The following is a 17546-nucleotide window of genomic DNA, read 5'->3' as shown; positions in this document are numbered from 1 at the left end:
ACCGCGGGTGGCCGGCCGTCACGTCCGTGACACGCACAACCGGTGGAGGTCGGGAGGGCCCGCCGTGGACGGCGGGGCGTGCGGCCACGCGGCCCGCGCCCGGGGAGTTGCTTCGGCCGTGGCGGAGGCCGTCGCCGGAACGTGCGTCGGTGAGATCTCCTGGCCGAGCGTGACCTTGGGTGCCACGCACTGGTGGTCGGCCGCCAGGCAGTCGGGACGCCGGTCCGGCACCCGAGCCACGGTCGACCCCTGTTCCTCGGCGGTGTGCCGGGCCGTAGGCGTCTGCGCCATCGTCTTCGCCATGGGCGCGCGCATGTCCATCGCCATGGCCGGACGCGCCGCCCCGGCCACGCACAGGAACACCGCGCACGCCAACAGCGCTCCGGTCCAGGCCCGGAGCGACAGGAGCGGACGTCGCGGCATGCGCGCCATGCTAGTGCTCTGACCGGAAAGGTTCACCGCCTCACGACGCCCGGCACGGCACCTCGCCGTGTTGTAGCGCCACGCAAGTACGTCCAGTACAAGGCGTGGCCCTCCGCCTTGCGATGCACCGCACCGGACGCCGCGAGCCGGCAAACCTTTCCGGCCAGAGCACTAGACACCGCCGCCGCGCCCCTCCCGAGCGGGTCCCACCGACCCGTCCCCACCTCCCTCCCGCGCAGGCAGCCGTCGCCGACGGCCGGCCGACGGGGCGTTCCCCGGGGCGGGCTCGCGGAGGACCGGCACGTCGCGCCGCCGGACCGCGCGGATCAGGGAGTGCTCGGCGGGGCGAAGGGCGGGGGCAGGCCGGCGGCGGCGAGGGCTTCGGTCAGGGCCGCTTCGCTCGGTACGCCGGACAGGGTGCCGTCCGCCCCGCGGTACAGCCGGCACGACAGGCTCGGTTCCGCGTCCGCCGGGGCGAACGGGTCGACGCCGTCGAGCAGGATCGTCGGCGAGCCGTTCATCCCGTACGCGGCAGCCCCCGTCCGGTCGCGCACCTCGACCAGTTCCACCTCGGCCTCCCGGCCGGCCGTCGCCGCCACGACGCGTTCCACGGCCGGCCCGGCGTTCGGGCACCCCGGTACGACCAGCACCCTGATCCGCATCGTCACGTCCTCCCGGTCCTTCGGCGTTCTCCGGCGCCCCGCCCGCCGGTCGTTCACCCCAGCCCGATATGGTCACCGCATGGTCACGGCCCGTGCTGCATCCCGCGCGCCCCGGACCCGCCGTCCGGCGGGCCCGCTGCGGCTGTTGTGGGCGGCCGCCCTGCTCTTCGCCTTCCTCTACACCCACGCCGCCGGGGCCGACACCGCCTCCGCGCACGTCACCGGCGGCGCCGTGACCGCGGCCGAGGTGTACGGCGAGCCCGCGCCCGACGCGGGCGAGGAGGACGGCGGCCACGGCCATGGCCACCCCGCCGAGGCGTGCGCCTCGGGCCACCCGCCGCAAGGCGTGGACCTCCCCGAGCCGCCGTCGGCACCCCTCGGGGAACCGGCCGCCGCCGACCGCGCCGCGAGGACGCCGTGGCCGTGGGCCCGCACCTCGCCGGCCGCACTGCCCGCCCTGCGGAGTTCCGTCGGTTCCATGGTGCAGCGCGTATAGGTCCCGTCCAGGTGTTCCGCCCGGATCCGACCTGAAAACTCATCGCCGACCCCGGCCGCCGCCGATCCTCGATCGCGGGCGGACCGGGTGATGAGCCACGCCTCTCGCACCACCGAAGGACACGCACACGTGACCGCGAACCATCTCGTCCACGCCCCGACGGCCGTCACCGGCCGGACCTCCCGCCGCCGTGCCCAGCGCACCCACCGGCGCTCGCTCGCCGCCCGCTACCTCGGATACGTCGGCTACTTCGTCGGCGCCGGCCTCATCAGCGGCGCCGTCGTCCACCACCCCCTGGACCCCGACCGCTACACCCGCATAGCGGGCTACGGCGCGCTCGTCTTCCTCGCCGCGACCGTGCTCAACGAGTTCCTGCTCACCCGGGAGCGGCCCGGACTCCCCCGCGTGCTGCTCGTCATCGGATCCTCGCTGCTGCTGTCCTTCGGCATCGGCATGCTCAGCGGCGGCCTCCAGCACTTCGACGACTTCCCGGCCCGCGGCGCCGTCCTCGTACCGCTCGGCCTCGTCGTCTCGTTCGTCGCCTACGTCGTGAAGGACGCCGACACCCCCTGGCACCGGGTCTTCAGCCTCATCGGCCTGGCGGTCCTGATCTCGGCCGCCCTCGCCTTCGTGGGCCTGCGCCAGATCGCCGCGTCCATGGAGACCGCCGGAACCGCCCCGGGCGGCCACAGCCACGGCACCGCCGAACCCGGGGAACCGACGGCCCCCGCGGCCCCTGCGGCCCCCGGATCCCCGTCGCCCCGGCCCGCCCCGACGCCGGCGGCCCACGACGACGGTCCCGGCCACGGCCACTGAGGTCAGCCGAGCGTCGGGACGGCTCCGCCCTCGGCCCAGCCGATCTCCACGCCGGGCAGCCGCCCCAACCAGTCGGCGGTGATCCCGGCGAGCCGGGCCCCGTCCGGCGGGGTCCGGCCCAGGCCGACCGCCAACAGTGCCCCGTCGGGGCCGGTCTCGAACGGCCGGGGCCACGCGTCGGCGTCGGCCGTTCCCGCCCCCGCCAGAGCGGCGAGCAGCTCGGGAAGCCGTTCCCGTACGAGGTCCAGGCGCGCGCCGGGTTCCTCGCCCGGCCCCGTACGCACGGTCAGTACGGCCCATGCGGCATGGTGCCGGTGGGAGGGGGGTCCGCCCGGGGCGCCGGGGGCGGGCTCCACCCATCGCACCTCTCCCGTACCGAGGACGACGGTGGCGCGGGAGCGCATCGGCTCGGAGCCGCGGCGTGAGAGGACGACGAGCTCGTCGACCCGCACCGGCATGCCGCCCAGCCGTGCGGCGCACTCGGCGGCCAACCGGCGGGGATCCCGGGTCCTGCCGAGGGAGAGGTGCGGGGTGAAGCGGGCAGCGCGGCCCCGGCAGAGCGGGAAGTGTTCCACCAGCGCGCGTTCGAGCCCGGTCCAGGGGGCCGGGCCGGCCGCGGCCGGGTCGAGCCAGACGGTCGAGTAGGCGCGGTGCCGGAAGCTGTGGACCCCGGCGAGCCGCGCGCCGAACGGCGCGCACTCGGCCGCCGCGGCCGCGAGCGGGGCGGCGGCCGCCTCGAAGTCCGACTCCGGGACGAAGCCGAAGAGGAGGTTCACGTGCGGGGGCCACCGGCGGATCTGCGGATCGTGCTCCTCGCGGATGCGCTGGATCACGGGCCACAGCTCCGCCGGCGGGATCCAGGCGACGGCGGTCCTCGGTGTGCCGCCGGCCGCGAGGACGTCCGCCGCTCCCCGCGGGAGCCGCACTACGCCGGGGGCGCGGGTGCGGGACGCGTGGTTCCGGGGAGGCAGGTCACCGCCGGGTTGAAGGTCTCGTACGCCCCCAGGGGGTTCTTCTTCCAGAGCCACAGGTGCAGGGCGTAGTGGACCGGCTGGCCGGGGAAGTTGCCGCGGTGCGGGCCCGTGAAGGACTTTCCGAACAAGGCGGGACGGTCGTCGTCCGTCGCCGGGTTCTGGTCGCGGTCGTAGACCACCCACTGGACGCCGACGAGGCGCTTGCCGCCGTGGCCGTCGTCCTCGTAGTACAGCGCGGCGGGATTGGTCGGGTCGACGGAGTTGTCGTGGGCGTGGTTGAAGTGCGGGTAGCCGAGTGCGCCCGCACCGCTGCGGTTGGCGACGCAGTACTTGTCCGGTACGTAGCCGGCCCGCACCGCCTCGGAGTGCCGTTGATAGCGGGCGGTCGCCCCGTAGACGGCGGCGCGGGCCGCGGCGGCCCGGGCGGCGTCCGCGTCGGAGGCGGCGGAGACGGTGGCGTTGGCGGCGGGTGCCGGCAGGGCGAGCGAGGCGGCGGTCGTGAGCACCAGGGCGAGGCTTCGGAGCATGCGCGGACTCCTTGGGACGCCGGCCGAACGAAGGGGATGGTCGAGCCGGGCGGACGGGACGGGGGCGGGTGGGGCGGGTGGACTGGGTGCATGTCCCCGGCCGGCCCGGCGTGCCACACCGCCCGACCGGACGGCCGACGGCCGATCGGCCGACCGCCGGGCGCGTGCCCTCGCGGGCCACCACGCGCGAAGGGCCCGCATCCGGCGCGGACAAGACCACTCGAACGGGACCGCCGACGTTTCGCGGGCCGTCCGCGCAGGGAACCGGTGTGTCGCCGAAAACGCGAGCGTGACGGAAGGTGCGGAGCATGGCGCAGGAGAAGACGGCACCGGCGGGTGGCGACACCCTCGACGGGATCGTGGCGGCCGTGGCCGGCGGGGCTCCGGGATACCGGACGTGTCCGCATCCCGCCTACGCCGCCCTGCGCGAGCAGGCGCCGGTGTGCAGGCTGACGCCTCCGCACGGGATCGACACGTACCTCATCACCCGCTACGACGACGCCCGGGACGCCCTGTCGGACCCGCGGTTCAGCAAGGACATGCACGGAGCCCTCGACACCTATCACGCGGTGTACGGCAGCGTCTTCGACGCACTGGACGACAACGTGCTGTTCGCCGACCCGCCCCGGCACACCCGGCTCCGGCGCAGCCTGCGAACCGCGTTCACCCCCCGCCGGGTGGAGGAGATGCGGGCGGGGATCACCGGCATCGCCGAGCGCCTCCTCGACGCGTGCGAGGGCGGCGAGCCGGTCGACCTGATGTCGCAGTTCGCGTTCCCGCTGCCCATCGCGGTGCTGTGCGAACTGATCGGCATCCCCGACGGCGAACGCGCGGAGATCACGGAGCAGTTCTCGATCGTGGCGCGCTCCCGGTTCGATCCCCGGCTGAAGGCCGAGCTGCTGGCGGCCGAGGAGTGGCTGCGCGGCCGCTTCGCTCGGCTGATCTCGTACACGCGCGAGCACCCGTCGGACTGCTTCCTGAGCGACCTGATCCGGGCGGAGGAGGGACTCGACGAGACGGAGCTCCTGTCCTCGCTGTGGGTCGTGTTCTTCGCCGGGCACAAGACGACCGCGTTCCAGATCGGCAACACGGTCCTCAACCTGCTGCTGCGTCCCGATCAGCTGGAGCGGCTCCGCGCGGACCCGCTGCTGATCCCGCAGGCGGTGGAGGAGAGCGTCCGGTTCGAGGGGTCGGTGGAGACGTCGACCTTCCGGTACGCGGCCGAGGACGCCGAGATCCGGGGAACGCGGATCCCCAAGGGGTCACTCGTACAGATCGCCATCTCCTCGGCGAACCGGGACCCGGAGAAGTTCGACCGTCCCGACGTCCTGGACGTGACGCGCGAGGGCCTCCAGAGCGCGCACCTCGGCTTCGGTCACGGCACGCACTACTGCCTGGGCGCGCCGCTGGCCCGGCTCGAACTCGAGGTCGCGCTCTCCGCGCTCCTGCGGCGTTTCCCCGGGATGGCGCTGTGCGACGCGCAGGAGAGCGAGGCCGCGTGGCTCAAGGGCCCGATGGCGGCGTTCCGGGGGCTCCAGCACCTGCGACTCGTCCTGGGTCCGTCGCGGGTCGTCCGGGAATTCGCGTCGGTACCCACGGCAGGAACCTGATCCAGACCTCGACGAAGGACGGCGGACCGGTATGCCCGACTCCACGAGTACCTCCGAACTGCACCTGCCGGGACTGGCGGCGGCCGCGGCCGGACACGCGGTGCAGGCGAAGATCGACATGCACCATCACTTCTGCGCCCCGGAGTGGCGCGAGTGGGCCGAGCGCCACGGGCTGGTCAATCCGCGGCAACTGCCGCCGTGGGCCCGGTTCGACGCCGAGGACTCGATCCGCTTCATGGACCGCGTGGGCATCGCGACGGCGGTGCTCAAGCCCATGCTGCCCGCGAAGTACCACTCGTCCGCGCAGCTGCGCGAGGCGATCAACATCACGCTCCTGTCCATGCTGGAGGTGGCGAACTCGCATCCCGGGCGGTTCTCGTTCTACGTCCCCCTCTTCCTGGAGGACGCCGAGGCCTCGTCCTGGGCCGTGCGCCGCGGACTCGGACAGTTCGGGGCGGTCGGGGTGAACGTGACGGCCAACCACGGGGGCGTGTACCTCGGCGACCCCTCCTACGACCGGGTGTTCCACGAGTTGGACGACCTCGGCGCCGTGGTGGACACCCATCCGCACAACCTGCCGGGGAGCCCGCCCGGCACGGCGACGGCCGTCCCCGGCATCCCGAACTTCATGTGCGACTTCCTGCTGGACACCACCCGCGCGGCCGTGAACATGATCAGCCGCAGGACGCTGGACCGCTTCCCGAACATCAAGGTGATCCTGCCGCACGCCGGCGGGTTCCTGCCGTACATCGCGCCGCGGATCCAGGCCCTGGGACGGTTCTGCGATCCGGCCGTCGACCCCGGCGCCGTCCGCGACCACCTGCGCCGCTTCTACTACGACACCGCGGGGCCGATGGCGCCGGCGGCGACCCTCCTCGCCCACGTGCCGGCCGAGCACGTGCTGTTCGGCACGGACTGGCCGGCGGCCCCCGCCGACACCGTCGTGGACTTCGCGCTGCCCGCCCTCGACGCCGACCCCGCGTTCACCCCGGAGCAGCTGACGGGCGTCTACCACGACAACGCGCTAAGCCTGATCCCCCAGTTGGCGACGGTCTGAGCCGTACGTCTCGAACAGCAGGTCCGCGGCCACCGCCGCCCCGTCGGTGCCGAACGCGCCGGCCACGGCGGTGGCCCGGGCGGCCGTCTCGGGCGTCAGCGCCGAACGCAGCGCCTCCGAAAGGGACTCGAAGGTCGGGGTCGGACCGTCGTGTGCCGCCCCGATGCCCAACTCGGCGATCCGCGAGGCGAAGTAGGGCTGGTCCCCGCCTTGCGGCACCAGCACCTGCGGTACCCCGGCCCAGGTGGCCGTCGTCGTGGTGCCCGCGCCGCCGTGGTGGACGACGGCGGCCGACCGGCGGAACAGCGCCTGGTGGTTGACCTCGCCGACGACGAAGCAGTCCTCCTGCTCGTCGACCTTCGCCAGCTCCGCCCAGCCGCGGGAGAGGACCACACGGCGGCCCTGCGCGCGGATCGCCTCGACGGCCGCCCGGGCGGCGTCTCCCGGATCGCGCACGGGGACGCTGCCGAAGCCCACGTACACCGGCGCCGGCCCGGCGTCCAGGAAGGCCACCAGCTCCGCGGGCAGCGGGCGTTCGTCGGGCAGGACCCACGCGCCGGTCTGCAGCACGTCGAGGTCGGCGGGCTGCCGCCAAGGGGCCAGGACCGGGTCCGCGGCCAGCCACGGGCGGTCGGTGAACACCTGGTCGCGCAGGTCGTCCAGCGGCGGCAGACCGACCGACGCCCGGTGGGTGTTGACGGCCTCGCCGAACACCTCCTGCGCGTCCCGGGCGTCCCGCTCCCACAGCTCGCGGTGGTCGGTGACGTCGGCGGGCAGCGGCCGGCCCGGCCGCGGGATGGGCGGGTGGTGCGGCGACGGAAGGCTCACCGGCTGGTAGCTCGCGTACACGTAGGGGATGCCGAGCGTCTCGGCGGCCGACCGCACACCGGCGACGGCCGGTACGAGCCCGGTCGCCACCAGTACGTCGAAGCCCTCCGCCACCGCGGTGACGTTCTCGTGGAACGCGGCGACCAACTCGGCCGCCCGCCGGGGCACGCCGCCGGGCGTCGGCGGCGTCTTCCCGGTGACGAGGTCCTTCACCGACGCCCCGGTCGGCACCATCTCCACGCCGACCTCGGCCAGCCGCTTCGCGAACTCCTCGTCCGGCGGTGCGCACACGAGCACCTCCGCGCCGCGTTCCCGCAGCCGCACCGCGAGCCCCACGAGCGGCTCGACGCCCCCGCGCGAGTCGTACGCCGACAGCACTGCACGCATGACCGAACTCCCCCGTTCAATCGGTAACCTGCAAGGATCCAGGGTGATTTGATCACACCGCGCCGTGCGGGCGAAGTGAGGCCCGGGCGGGGCGTCGACCAGCCCCTTCCGCACCCGGGGGATCCGGCGCCGGCGGAGGCGTACGTCCTCGACTCCCATTCCCGCGCACCGGCGTCACGCTGAGCGACGACTTCGTGCCGGGCAGGTCGTCCACGCGGTCCACGGCCGTCCCCCGCACCGGCTCCGGCCCACCGCCGGCGCCCGCGGATGGCCGGACCGGCCCGTACGGGGGGATTCTGGAACCAGTGGGATCGGAGTGTGAGGAGGCACGTCATGACACACGCCGAGGAATGGCAGGTGGGCGTCTACCTGACCGAGGAGGACGGTACGACCAAGGCGCGGGCCGTGCTCGACAACGGGAAGACCACCATGGTCGGGCGCGGGAAGGCGCGCTGCAATCCGACGGACGTGGAGGTCCCCGCGATCGGTGACGAGCTGGCCGCGAGCCGGGCCATGCGCGATCTGGCGGGGCAACTGATGCGGGCGGCGGACAAGGACCTGGCCGCGGTGGGCGGCGTACCCGAACCGCCGCGCACCGGCTACGGCTGGCCCGAGGACACGGGCCCGGCCAAGTAGACCGCCCTCGGCCGGGGTGCGGTGTCCGGCCGCCCCTCGGAAGGCGGACCGCACTCCGCCGCGGGTCCGCGACACGGCGGACCCGGGCGGGCCGGCCTGCGGGGAGCTCGGACTCACCCGTGCGACAAGCGTTCGGCGGCCGCGGCCATCGGCTCAGGCAGCCGCCCGGAGGACCTCCACCGCTCCGGCGAACTCCGCGAGGGTGGATTCACGGAACTCCGCCTCACCGATCTTGACCCCCAGTCGCTCCTCCACGGCCATGGCCAGCTCGACGACCATGAGCGAATCCTCCAGCAGGGCGCGCATCGGTGCGTCCGCCCGCACCTCCTCGGGCGGCACTTCGAGCGTCCCGGTGAGCAGTTCGGTGATCACGTCGATGACGGATTCGTGGGCGGAAATGGTCACGGCACCTCTTATGGAACGGTGGGAGTGGATCTCGTGATGGAATAAGTACCACGTCGGCCAATTCACTCAAAACCCTTGGCCTGTGCGGTTATTGACGATCCGAAACAGGAGAGCGGGAGTCCTTCATGTCCGAAAGCCTGACCGATTTTCTCGATGCGGCCGCCGTCGAATTCCGACTGCTCCGCGGGATGTTCGGCGGGGCGGGCGAGATCGCGTGCATCCGGACCCTCGACTGGCTCGTCGACGACTACTTCCGGCTGGACGTCATGGGGTTGGAGAACGTCCCGGCCGAGGGTGCGGCACTGCTCGTGGCGAACCACTCCGGCGCCTGGGGACTGGACGCGTTCGTGTTCCACCGGGTCCTCACCCGCAGCCTGCGCCGCTCCTTGCGCATTCCGGCGGATCCCCTGACCTTCCGCATCCCGGTGCTCGGCTCGTATGCACGCAAGAACGGCGGATTCCCGATCGACCCGACCCTCGGACTGGAACACCTGAACGCGGGGGAACTCGTAGGGGTGTTTCCCGAGGGAATCGCCGGTCTGGAAAAGCCCGTGCAGGAGCGCTATCGGCTGCGCCCGTTCAGCCCCGGATTCGCGGTGACCTCGGTCCGTGCGGGCGCCCCCGTCGTACCGGTGGCGATCGTCGGCGCCGAGGAGGCGTACCCGAAGCTCGGGGAGATCCCCGCCCTGGCACGCCTCTTCGACCTGCCCTACTTCCCGCTCACCCCGGCGTTCCCGCTGCCCGCGAAGTGGCTCATCACCATCGGCGAGCCGATCGAGCCGCCCGCCCGGCCCTCGTCGCTCGCCGAGCGCTCGGCGGCGGCCCGCTCGCTCTGCGCCGAGGCCCAGGCCGCCGTGCAGGGCATGCTCGACCACGAGGTCGGCCGCCGGGAGACGCCCTTCTGGTAGGGCGGCGCCCGGCGGTGCTCCACCCGGCCCCTTCAGCCCGCCAGCCGCTGCGCGGCCCGCCGTACGTCGGCCGCGGCCTTGGCACACCGGTCGGCGTGGCCGAGCAGCACCATCCGGAAGTGCTCGCCGGCCTCGTCGTCGTTCCAGCCGGTGTGGCCTGCGCAGGCCGCGAGGCTCTCCGCGTGCCGTTCCAGCCGCTCCGCACTGGCCTGCGCCAGCGCCGCGTACGAGGCGGGCGCGTAACCGGGGGCGGCGACCGGCAGCGCCGTCGGCAGGCCGACCGTGATCCGCGCGTCGCCGGACCGTCCCTCGCGATCGGTCAGCGCCACGAGCAGTTCGCCCGGCTCCAGGGCGTCCGGCAGCCGGTCCGGCCCGAACCGGGGCGAGATCAGCACCGACCGGGCGCCGGCGAGGACCGCGCGTACGGTCTCCGTGGCGACGAGCTCCGCGAAGGGTGCCCACGCGCAGCCGGCGGGCGCCGCGCAAAGCGCTCCGGGCCAGGGGGCCGGGCCGTCGGCGCCCGGTTCGTGCGGCAGCAGTCCGGGGGCGCACAGGATCTCCGTCCCGGACTCCACCGCCAGGTCGTGCCAGACGAACGAGGCCCGCACCGGGTGCACGGCGGCGGCCACGGGCGGCCAGTGGCGCAGCGCCTCCGCCACGGCCCGTTCCGGGGAGTCCGCGACCCCCGCGGCGTCCAGGGCCAGGGCCTGGAGCGCGGTGGCGGAGGCCGCCTCGGACACCAGGGCGAGCGCGTGCGCCACGGAACCGACCAGGGTCTCGGCGGCCTCGCCGCCCGGTGACAGCCGGCCCGCGAGCGAAGCGGGGTCCGGGTCGGTCAGGTACGGCGCGAGGCGACGGCCCAGGGCCGCGCTCCTGGCTTCGGCGGACCGGCTGTCGACGGCCGACGTCGCCGCGGCGAGCACCTCGCTCAGCAGGGCGTCCTCGGCGGCCTCGGCCCCCACCACCACCCGCCGGGCCAGGCGCAGCGTCCCGGCCCGCCAGACCTTCCAGTCGAGGGTGCCGTCCCCGCGCCGGGCCGCCGTGATCCCGTCCACGTCGTCGCGGACCAGGTCCCGCAGTGCGTCGGCGGGCGGGGCGGCCTCCCGGGCGCGGGCGGCGTCGGGGGTGGCGTGCGGGGAGAGCCCGTAGCGGCGTCCCCCGGCGTCGAGCCCGGTCGCGGCGCCCAGGGCGCCCTCCCGCTCCGCGTGCGCGAGCAGGGCCGCGGCGTCGCCGGCGCGGAGCGGCACGAGGAAGGCCCCGAACGGCGTGCGCAGCCGTACGGGCCGCCCGGACCGGGTGCGCTTGAGGTGCCCGAGCAGGGCGCGGGTGATCCCCTCGTGGGTGAGCGCGTCCAGTCCCAGGGCGCGGGCGGCGGCGTCCGCCCAGGGCAACCGCCGGGCCAGCACGGCGGCGCTGAACAGGGCGTTCTCCAGGGGCCAGGCGGCGGCGGGGCCCCGCACCGCCGCCGCGGCCCGGGCCCCGCCTTCTTCGTGCCCGTCGCGGGTGTCGTGGATGTCGTGCCCGTCGCGGGTGTCTTCGTCTGCCATCGGTCGTTCCCTCTCCCTCGCGGTCACTTGTCGCGCAGCATGTACGGCTGGTTTGCGGTGATCTCGCCCTCGTAGGCCCCGATCAGTCCGTTGACCCGCTCCCGGTGGTGGGCCATCGGGCCGCGCAGGCTGTCGGAGTACGCCTGCGGGGCGTGCGACAGCGGGTAGTCGTACGACTCGTCCAGCCAGGACAGTTCGACCCAGTCGGCGGGGATGTCGTTGGGGGAGGCCGGTCCGCGCCCGTCCAGCGTCGGGATCACGTCGTGCTCGTTGACCAGGCTGATCACCCGGGTGGTGTGGTCGGCGGGCCGCTTGGCGTCGATCGGCGAGCCCACCGCGATCACGTGGGTGAGGCGGTACGTCGAGGAGAACGCCGGGTCCGAGGCCAGGTTCATCGCGGTCAGTCCGCCGAGGCTGTGGCCGACGATCATCAGCTCGGATCCGGCCGGGACGCCCGCCCGTTCCACGAGGTTGCGGACGGCGCGGGTGTAGGTGGTGTCGGTGCGCAGACAGCCGTCGAACGCCCCGATCACGTCCTGGGGCGTGCTGTTGCTGAGCAGCGCGAAGCTGGTGCCGGGCAGCAGGAGCACGTGGCGTACGGACCCGTCGGCGCACCGGACCCGGCGCAACAGGGCCAGTCCGTGGTTGCCGAGGGCGCCGATGTCGTTGACGTAGCTGACGATGTCGTTGCGGGAGGTGTCGAGGACCTTGGCCAGGATCGAGTCCGGCTCGGTCCGCTCGGCCCGCCCCGGCCCGGGGTTGAGGTACTTGATCAGGGAACTCGGCAACCCCAGGAAGGGGTCGGTGGTCGGGACCCCGCCGGCGAGGGTGACCCAGGAGAAGGCGTCGTTGACCGGGTTCTCGTCGAGGAGCCCGAGCAGGGCGAGGAGCTCCATCATGACTGGGCTCACGGTGGTCAGGGCGCGGGTGATGCCCAGCCGTTCGACGAGCCCGTGCAAGGCGCGGAGTGCCTCGATCCGGTTCCCGGCCACCATGGCGTCGGTCAGGCGCCGGGCCGCCGGGGCCGCCAGGTTCGGGTGCTCGGCGGCGGCCGCCCTGATCCGGAGGGCGAAGGCGTCCACGGCCATGGCCACCTTGGCGGGCCGGCGGTACGTCACGCTCCCGGCGAACCGGGCGAGTTCGCCGAAGAGGCCGCCGTTCGCCCCGAATCCGAGGCCCGCCGGGTTCGTCAGCGCCTTGACGCAGGAGAACGCTGCGTCGAGCGCCCAGGTGGGGCGGCGCAGGGCCGCCAGTCCGAAGAGCCGGCTGCCGAGGGCTCCCGTCAGCTCCGCGCCGGCCTGCCGCGCCGTCAGCGCCGCGTCGGCCAGCAACACGGAGGCGGCGATCAGCAACTCGGCGTCGGTGCTCCCGGGTTCCGGCGGGACGGCGGATTCGTTCTTCGCGGCGGCTTTCGGCTTCTGCCACTCGGGAAGGCGCCGCGTCTCTTCGTCGACCACCTGAGGGGTCACGTCCCCACCTCTCGTCCGTGCGCTGATGTCGTCCGTGCGCTGGTTTCTTGATCGCGCACGCATGGTGGCACCGAACGGGGACCGCGAATCGCCGCCCCGGCGCCGCGCACCCGCGCCCGCCCGGGCACGGCCGCGGGTGGGGCCGCGCGCCCGTGGGGCGGTCGGCGGCCCGCGGCGCCGGTGGCGGCCGATCGGCGGGAGGGGGGTGAGCACGCCGTCCCCGTGTTGACACGGGCGCTGCCGGGCGGCGTCCCGATGGCCCGCGGCGGCGGCCGGTGCTTCACTGGAAGGCATGCCATTCGACCACTACGGCGTACTGGCCGGGACGCTGTCGCAGCACTTCCGCGACACCCCCGACGACGAGGGCGCCTGGTTCCACGTCAACCTCAGGGTGGACGCGCCTGACGGGCGGTACAGGTGCGCCGTGGACGTGGACAGCCATGACTCGGCGACGGGTGTGCGGTGGCGGTCCTTCACCGTGGACGCCTCGATGCTCGGGCCGGTGACCGCACTGGCGCAGGCGCAGGGCTACCACGAGCTGGCGCGCTCCTCCTCGTCCGGGGCGCTCGACTACCTGCGCCATCCGGCCCTGCGGGACCGCCCGGCGTGGCCCGCGTGGCTGCCGGGGGCACTGCGGGACCGTCTCGACCGGTGGGTGCGGCCCGTGCGGCCGTGGCAGTCGGGTTCCAATCTGGACGCGGCCCTGGCCCTCGAACGGATCCTGGTCCTCGGACGGCCGATCCTGGTCTTCGGCGAACCCTTCGACGCCGGCCTCGGCATGCACAACGTCCATCAGAACCAGGGCGACCCGTACAGCACCGAATGGTGGCCCCAGAACGGCACCTGGCAGGACGGCGCGACCCTGACCCTCCGCCCCGACGGGCGCTGGGACGTGTTCCTGAACCGGTTCTCCACCCAGAAGGACCACACCGACTCCGACGGGCACCCCGTCCGGTGCTGTGCCACTGTTTCCTCATGACCGAAGGTTCGGCACCGTACATGCACCCGGCGCGGGTCACCGTCCTGGGGGTTCAGACCGGCAACCCGCCCTTCCGCATCGTGGAGGTCGACGGAGAGTTCGTCGGCAGGGCGATGTCCATGACGGACGTGCTGTTGATCGCCGCGGAGTTCGGGATCACCATCCACGACCTGGACGACCCCGACGAGGTCCGGTGGGTCGCGGGCGGCAAGTTCACCTGGAACCCACGCTGATCGTGCCGGTTCCTCAGCCCAGGCGGGCCGGGGAGGAGGCCCCCGGGGCCAGCAGGCGCGGGCTGCCGCTGCCGTCCGCGGGGACGGTCCACAGGTCCGTGCTGTCGGTGGCGCCCTCGGTGGGCAGGGCGTAGGCGAGGGTCCGGTCGTCGAGCCAGGCGGCCTGGTCGTCGACGCTGCGCTTCTCCGCGAGCGGCTGGTCGCGCAGGGTCTTCAGGTCCAGTACGTGTTCGCGCCACAGCGAAGCCCCGCGCTGCACCCGCTTCTTGTAGACGACGCGGGTCTCGTCCGGGGACAGGGAGGGGCATTCGACGTTCTGCGCGAGGGTGGTGACGGTTCGGGCGGAGAGCGAGCCCCTGACCAGGTGGGTCTGGCCCGCGGTGGCGAGCGTGGCGTAGAAGGTGTCGTCGTCCTTGGAGAAGGTCACGCCCCAGAAGTTCACGTCGCCCGCGCTGTACTTCTTGCCGTCCATGAGGACGGTGAACTTCTCCAGGTCCGGTTCGAGCTGCCAGGTGGTGGTGTCCACGATGCTGGTGCGGGTGGAGAAGAACGCGGCGCCGTAGGACTCGCCCGCGACGAAGACCGTCCAGGCGGCGAACCGGCCGCTCGGGGAGACCCGGGCCCGGCTGGGGGTGCCCGCGAGGGGGAAGCTGTGGCGGGTCTTCAGGTCGGCGCCGACGATGATCGCCTGGTTGTCCTGGGCGAGGGCACCGGGCGTGGAGCGCAGGCACACGCCGGTGCCGGCGGCGGCGTGGAAGCGTTGGCAGCTCAGGTCCGAGGCGGTGCGTTCGCCCTCGGGGTCGTCGGCGGGGACGGAGGCGAGGGTGCCGCGGTGCGGGCCCTGCGCGGTGTTGAGCAGCAGCAGCGTGCCCGGTCGGCCCAGCGAGACCTGGCCGGCGGCGATGGCGGGGCCGCCCCGCTGCGGCTGCTCGGCGCGGTCGGCGGCGCGCAGCACCATCGCGGTGGCGGCTCCCCCGAGGAGCAGCACCGCCAGGGCGAGGACGAGCAGGCGGCGCTTGGGAGACAGCGTCATCGGGGGGGTCCTCACGGGCGTCGGGGCGGGTCGGTACGAGGGGTGTCGCGCGGGTCGCGCGGGTCGCGCGGGTCGCGCGGGTCGCGCGGGTCGCGCGGGTCGCGCGGGTCGCGCGGGTCGCGCGGGTCGCGCGGGTCGCGTGGGTCGCGCAGTACGAAGCCCGCGACGGCCGCGCAGCACAGCAGTCCGGCCGCGGCGGCGGCGAGCGCCGGGCCGGGACCCCAGAGGGACCAGGCGCCGCCGAAGGCCAGCGAGCAGGCGACCCGGGCCAGGGCCTGGCCGGTGCCGACGAGGGCGAGGCCGGTGCCCCGCAGCTCCCCGGGGACGGTGGCGGAGACGGCGGCGGGCAGGACGCCGTCGGTGGCCGCGTAGAAGACCCCGTGCAGGGCGAGGACGAGGTAGGGCAGGGCGGGCCAGGCGGGCGCCCAGAGGAGCAGCCCGTACCCGGCGAGGAGCAGGGCGTGCCCGGTGAGGAACACGGTGCGCCGCCCGATCCGGTCGGCCAGTGCCCCGGCCGGTACGGCCAGCAGGAGGAACACCGTGGCCGTGCCGAGCGGCAGGAGCGGGAACCAGCGCACGTCGAGTCCGGTGCGGTCCTGGAGGAGGAGGTAGACGAAGGCGTCGCTGACGGTGGTCAGCCCGAGCAGGGCGGCACAGACCACGAGCGCGCGCAGCCGGGGCAGACGCAGCAGCGCCAGCGCCTCGCGCATGCCGACGGCGGGTGCTCCCCCCTCCTCCGGGACGTACCCCGGCACGCCCTCCGTACCGCCGCCCTGCGCGGCCCGGGCCCGCCCGGGGCCGCTCTCCGCGGTGCGGGCCCGTCCCGGGCCGACGGCTGCCGAGCCGGCCTGCGCCGGGACGGCCCCCGCCGGGCGGTTCCGCGGGCTGCGGCCCGGGACGAAGAGGATCAGTACGACCACGCCGAGTGCGGCCACGCACGCGCTGACGCCGAAGACCGCGTCGTAGCCGTCCACCGCCGCGCTCAGGATGAAGAAGGCGGCGAGGGGGCCGAGCAGGGCCCCCGTGGTGTCCATGGCCCGGTGGACGCCGAAGGCCCGCCCCTGTTGCCCGGCGGGGGTGGACAGGGAGATCAGCGCGTCGCGCGGGGCCGTGCGCAGGCCCTTGCCGGTGCGTTCCAGGGCGAGGACCACGCCGATCGGGCCCGCGCTGTGGGCGAGCAGCAGCAGCGGTTTGCACAGGGCGGACAGTCCGTAGCCGAGCCCGGCGATCAGCTTGTGGTTGCGGACCCGGTCGGCGAGGTGTCCGCCGGTGAGCTGGACGAGGGCGCTGACCCCGTTGTACACGCCGTCCAGGGCGCCGAAGCCGAGGGGGCTCAGGCCGAGCCCCGCGATCAGGTAGAGCGGCAGGACCGCGGTGACCATCTCGGAGGAGATGTCGGTGATCAGGCTGACGGTGCCCAGGGCGAGTACGGCCGAGGCCACCGCGGGGGTACGGCCGGGTCCGGTGCCCGGCGCGGTCTTCGCCCCGTCGGCGGGGGCGGAGCGGTCCGCGAGGTACATGGTCAGGCGCTCCCCTGCCGGCTGCTCTCGTCCCGCAGCCAGGTGGAGAAGTCCCCGTCCTTGATGGCCTTGCGGGATCCCCGACGGGCCGCGAGGGCCGCCACGACGAAGACGACCACCCCCGGCAGCAACCCCGGCCGCTCCCGCAGGACGGCGCGCAGATCGGCGGTACCGGTGCGGGCGGACGGCGCGGGCGGCTCCTCCCCCGTGCGCTCCCCCCCGGTGCGCTCGGCCGCCTGCGCGCGCTCCAGCTCGGCGGATGAGGTCGACGCGCGGATCTTCCGCTTGATCAGGTCGGCCCAGGTGCGCGGCGGCCGGACGACGACCCGGGCCGCCTCGACCACGCGCCGCTCCCCCGGTCCGAAGGCCAGCGACGCGGCCAGGTCGTCCGCCATGAGCGGCGGCAGTGCGGCGATCCGGGCGTGCCCGGCCTCGGTCACGGCGATGACCCCGCGGCCGAACAGGCCCTCGCGGACGGCCGGGAGGCGCTGCCACACCCGGTAGTACGCCCGGACCGGCCAGGCGCAGCCGGTCAGCGGGATGTCCCGGCCGGGGGCGGCGGCCAGGAGCTCCGGGTTCCCGTCGAGGGCTGCGGTCAGGGCTCGTACGTCGGCGGCCCCGAGGATGACGTCGGCGTCCACGTAGAGCCGGGGGAAGCCCCGTGCGTGCTCGTCGCCGACCCGAAGTGCCGTGTGCTTGGAGGGAGTCGGGATGTCGACCACCCGTACGCGGGGACCGCGGGCGGCCGCGACCCGCGCGGTGTCGTCCGTGCAGCCGTTGCAGACGACGACGATGTCGCCCTCTCCGGGGCCCCTGTCTGCGGTATCGGCCAGGAGTGCGTCGAGGAGTCGGCCGATGACCACGCCCTCGTTGTGGGCCGGTATCACGATGCTGGTCACCCGGGCAGTATGCACGTTCGATCAACGGACTCGGGTGATTCCCCCAACTCTCCCCAGGCGTAGGCAAGGTGGTCTAGATTGAGCGCGCTGTAGCGGTTCGGTCGCCTGGGGGAACAAGCGGCCGGTCCGGGGGGCGG

The 17546-nt window shown here is 74.3% G+C and carries 19 protein-coding genes; 8 read left to right on the top strand and 11 right to left on the bottom strand.

Annotated elements, in window-relative coordinates:
* Nucleotides 1-18: 18 nt before the first annotated feature.
* Together ACFYYJ_RS03655 and ACFYYJ_RS03650 are read right to left on the bottom strand one after the other, a co-directional pair.
* Nucleotides 19-423, bottom strand: a complete 405-nt coding sequence (locus tag ACFYYJ_RS03655; protein WP_389128152.1) for a hypothetical protein — start codon at nt 421-423, stop codon at nt 19-21.
* A 326-nt stretch (nt 424-749) separates the two neighbouring features.
* Nucleotides 750-1091 (bottom strand): alkylmercury lyase, encoded by a 342-nt coding sequence (locus tag ACFYYJ_RS03650; protein ID WP_389128150.1) that lies wholly within the window; start codon nt 1089-1091, stop codon nt 750-752.
* 73 nt (nt 1092-1164) lie between these two features.
* Between ACFYYJ_RS03650 and ACFYYJ_RS03645 the strand changes: the two genes are divergently transcribed.
* Together ACFYYJ_RS03645 and ACFYYJ_RS03640 are read left to right on the top strand one after the other, a co-directional pair.
* Nucleotides 1165-1581 (top strand): hypothetical protein, encoded by a 417-nt coding sequence (locus ACFYYJ_RS03645; RefSeq protein ID WP_385357837.1) that lies wholly within the window; start codon nt 1165-1167, stop codon nt 1579-1581.
* Nucleotides 1582-1710: 129 nt separating this feature from the next.
* Nucleotides 1711-2397 (top strand): hypothetical protein, encoded by a 687-nt coding sequence (locus tag ACFYYJ_RS03640; RefSeq protein ID WP_389128148.1) that lies wholly within the window; start codon nt 1711-1713, stop codon nt 2395-2397.
* A 2-nt stretch (nt 2398-2399) separates the two neighbouring features.
* Here the strand turns inward: ACFYYJ_RS03640 and ACFYYJ_RS03635 are convergent, their stop codons facing one another.
* On the bottom strand, nt 2400-3323 hold the full coding sequence (locus ACFYYJ_RS03635) for a 2'-5' RNA ligase family protein (RefSeq protein ID WP_389128146.1): 924 nt from the start codon (nt 3321-3323) through the stop codon (nt 2400-2402).
* Complete coding sequence (locus ACFYYJ_RS03630; protein WP_389128144.1) at nt 3323-3898, bottom strand: hypothetical protein; 576 nt, start codon at nt 3896-3898, stop codon at nt 3323-3325. Before ACFYYJ_RS03630 ends, ACFYYJ_RS03635 begins: the two co-directional genes overlap by 1 nt.
* A 308-nt stretch (nt 3899-4206) precedes the next feature.
* On the opposite strand from ACFYYJ_RS03630, the gene ACFYYJ_RS03625 reads away from it, so the two are divergent.
* Both ACFYYJ_RS03625 and ACFYYJ_RS03620 read left to right on the top strand, forming a co-directional pair.
* Nucleotides 4207-5508, top strand: a complete 1302-nt coding sequence (locus tag ACFYYJ_RS03625) for a cytochrome P450 (protein WP_389128142.1) — start codon at nt 4207-4209, stop codon at nt 5506-5508.
* A gap of 31 nt (nt 5509-5539) precedes the next feature.
* Nucleotides 5540-6565: an amidohydrolase family protein gene (locus tag ACFYYJ_RS03620; RefSeq protein ID WP_389128140.1), complete on the top strand. Its 1026-nt coding sequence runs from the start codon at nt 5540-5542 to the stop codon at nt 6563-6565.
* Here ACFYYJ_RS03620 and ACFYYJ_RS03615 read toward each other — a convergent pair.
* Complete coding sequence (locus ACFYYJ_RS03615; RefSeq protein ID WP_385360356.1) at nt 6533-7780, bottom strand: glycosyltransferase; 1248 nt, start codon at nt 7778-7780, stop codon at nt 6533-6535. The two genes, ACFYYJ_RS03620 and ACFYYJ_RS03615, sit on opposite strands and share 33 nt — an antisense overlap.
* Nucleotides 7781-8113: 333 nt before the next feature.
* Between ACFYYJ_RS03615 and ACFYYJ_RS03610 the strand changes: the two genes are divergently transcribed.
* Nucleotides 8114-8416, top strand: coding sequence for a DUF1876 domain-containing protein (locus tag ACFYYJ_RS03610; RefSeq protein ID WP_384583892.1), 303 nt, complete (start codon nt 8114-8116; stop codon nt 8414-8416).
* 153 nt (nt 8417-8569) lie between these two features.
* Here the strand turns inward: ACFYYJ_RS03610 and ACFYYJ_RS03605 are convergent, their stop codons facing one another.
* A complete protein-coding gene (locus tag ACFYYJ_RS03605) occupies nt 8570-8821 on the bottom strand; it encodes an acyl carrier protein (RefSeq protein ID WP_389128138.1) in 252 nt (83 codons plus the stop codon).
* Between the two features lie 125 nt (nt 8822-8946).
* Between ACFYYJ_RS03605 and ACFYYJ_RS03600 the strand changes: the two genes are divergently transcribed.
* Nucleotides 8947-9729: a lysophospholipid acyltransferase family protein gene (locus ACFYYJ_RS03600; RefSeq protein WP_389128135.1), complete on the top strand. Its 783-nt coding sequence runs from the start codon at nt 8947-8949 to the stop codon at nt 9727-9729.
* 32 nt (nt 9730-9761) lie between these two features.
* Here ACFYYJ_RS03600 and ACFYYJ_RS03595 read toward each other — a convergent pair whose 3' ends face one another.
* On the bottom strand, nt 9762-11276 hold the full coding sequence (locus ACFYYJ_RS03595) for a hypothetical protein (protein WP_389128133.1): 1515 nt from the start codon (nt 11274-11276) through the stop codon (nt 9762-9764).
* 23 nt (nt 11277-11299) lie between these two features.
* Nucleotides 11300-12745 carry a hypothetical protein gene (locus tag ACFYYJ_RS03590; protein WP_389128131.1) on the bottom strand — a complete coding sequence of 482 codons (1446 nt, stop codon included), beginning with the start codon at nt 12743-12745 and terminating at the stop codon, nt 11300-11302.
* A gap of 292 nt (nt 12746-13037) precedes the next feature.
* On the opposite strand from ACFYYJ_RS03590, the gene ACFYYJ_RS03585 reads away from it, so the two are divergent.
* Together ACFYYJ_RS03585 and ACFYYJ_RS03580 are read left to right on the top strand one after the other, a co-directional pair.
* Entirely contained in the window at nt 13038-13724 is a 687-nt protein-coding gene (locus ACFYYJ_RS03585) for a DUF2278 family protein (RefSeq protein WP_389128129.1), read from the top strand.
* Nucleotides 13721-13957 carry a hypothetical protein gene (locus tag ACFYYJ_RS03580; protein ID WP_384744783.1) on the top strand — a complete coding sequence of 79 codons (237 nt, stop codon included), beginning with the start codon at nt 13721-13723 and terminating at the stop codon, nt 13955-13957. Before ACFYYJ_RS03585 ends, ACFYYJ_RS03580 begins: the two co-directional genes overlap by 4 nt.
* A 13-nt stretch (nt 13958-13970) precedes the next feature.
* Here ACFYYJ_RS03580 and ACFYYJ_RS03575 read toward each other — a convergent pair whose 3' ends face one another.
* From ACFYYJ_RS03575 to ACFYYJ_RS03565, 3 genes are read right to left on the bottom strand one after another with little or no spacing between them, the layout of a single operon-like run.
* The gene (locus tag ACFYYJ_RS03575; RefSeq protein ID WP_389129032.1) at nt 13971-14984 is read right to left on the bottom strand and encodes a TolB family protein; all 1014 of its coding nucleotides are present in this window, start codon (nt 14982-14984) and stop codon (nt 13971-13973) included.
* Nucleotides 14985-15001: 17 nt separating this feature from the next.
* Nucleotides 15002-16510 (bottom strand): MFS transporter, encoded by a 1509-nt coding sequence (locus ACFYYJ_RS03570; RefSeq protein ID WP_389128126.1) that lies wholly within the window; start codon nt 16508-16510, stop codon nt 15002-15004.
* Between the two features lie 2 nt (nt 16511-16512).
* Complete coding sequence (locus ACFYYJ_RS03565; protein ID WP_389128124.1) at nt 16513-17409, bottom strand: glycosyltransferase; 897 nt, start codon at nt 17407-17409, stop codon at nt 16513-16515.
* Nucleotides 17410-17546 lie beyond the last annotated feature (137 nt).

Source organism: Streptomyces sp. NPDC002467, assembly GCF_042889825.1.
Classification (GTDB): Bacteria; Actinomycetota; Actinomycetes; order Streptomycetales; family Streptomycetaceae; genus Streptomyces.
Note: the sequence above shows the minus strand (reverse complement) of the source record. Positions and strands in the feature narration are given on the sequence as shown.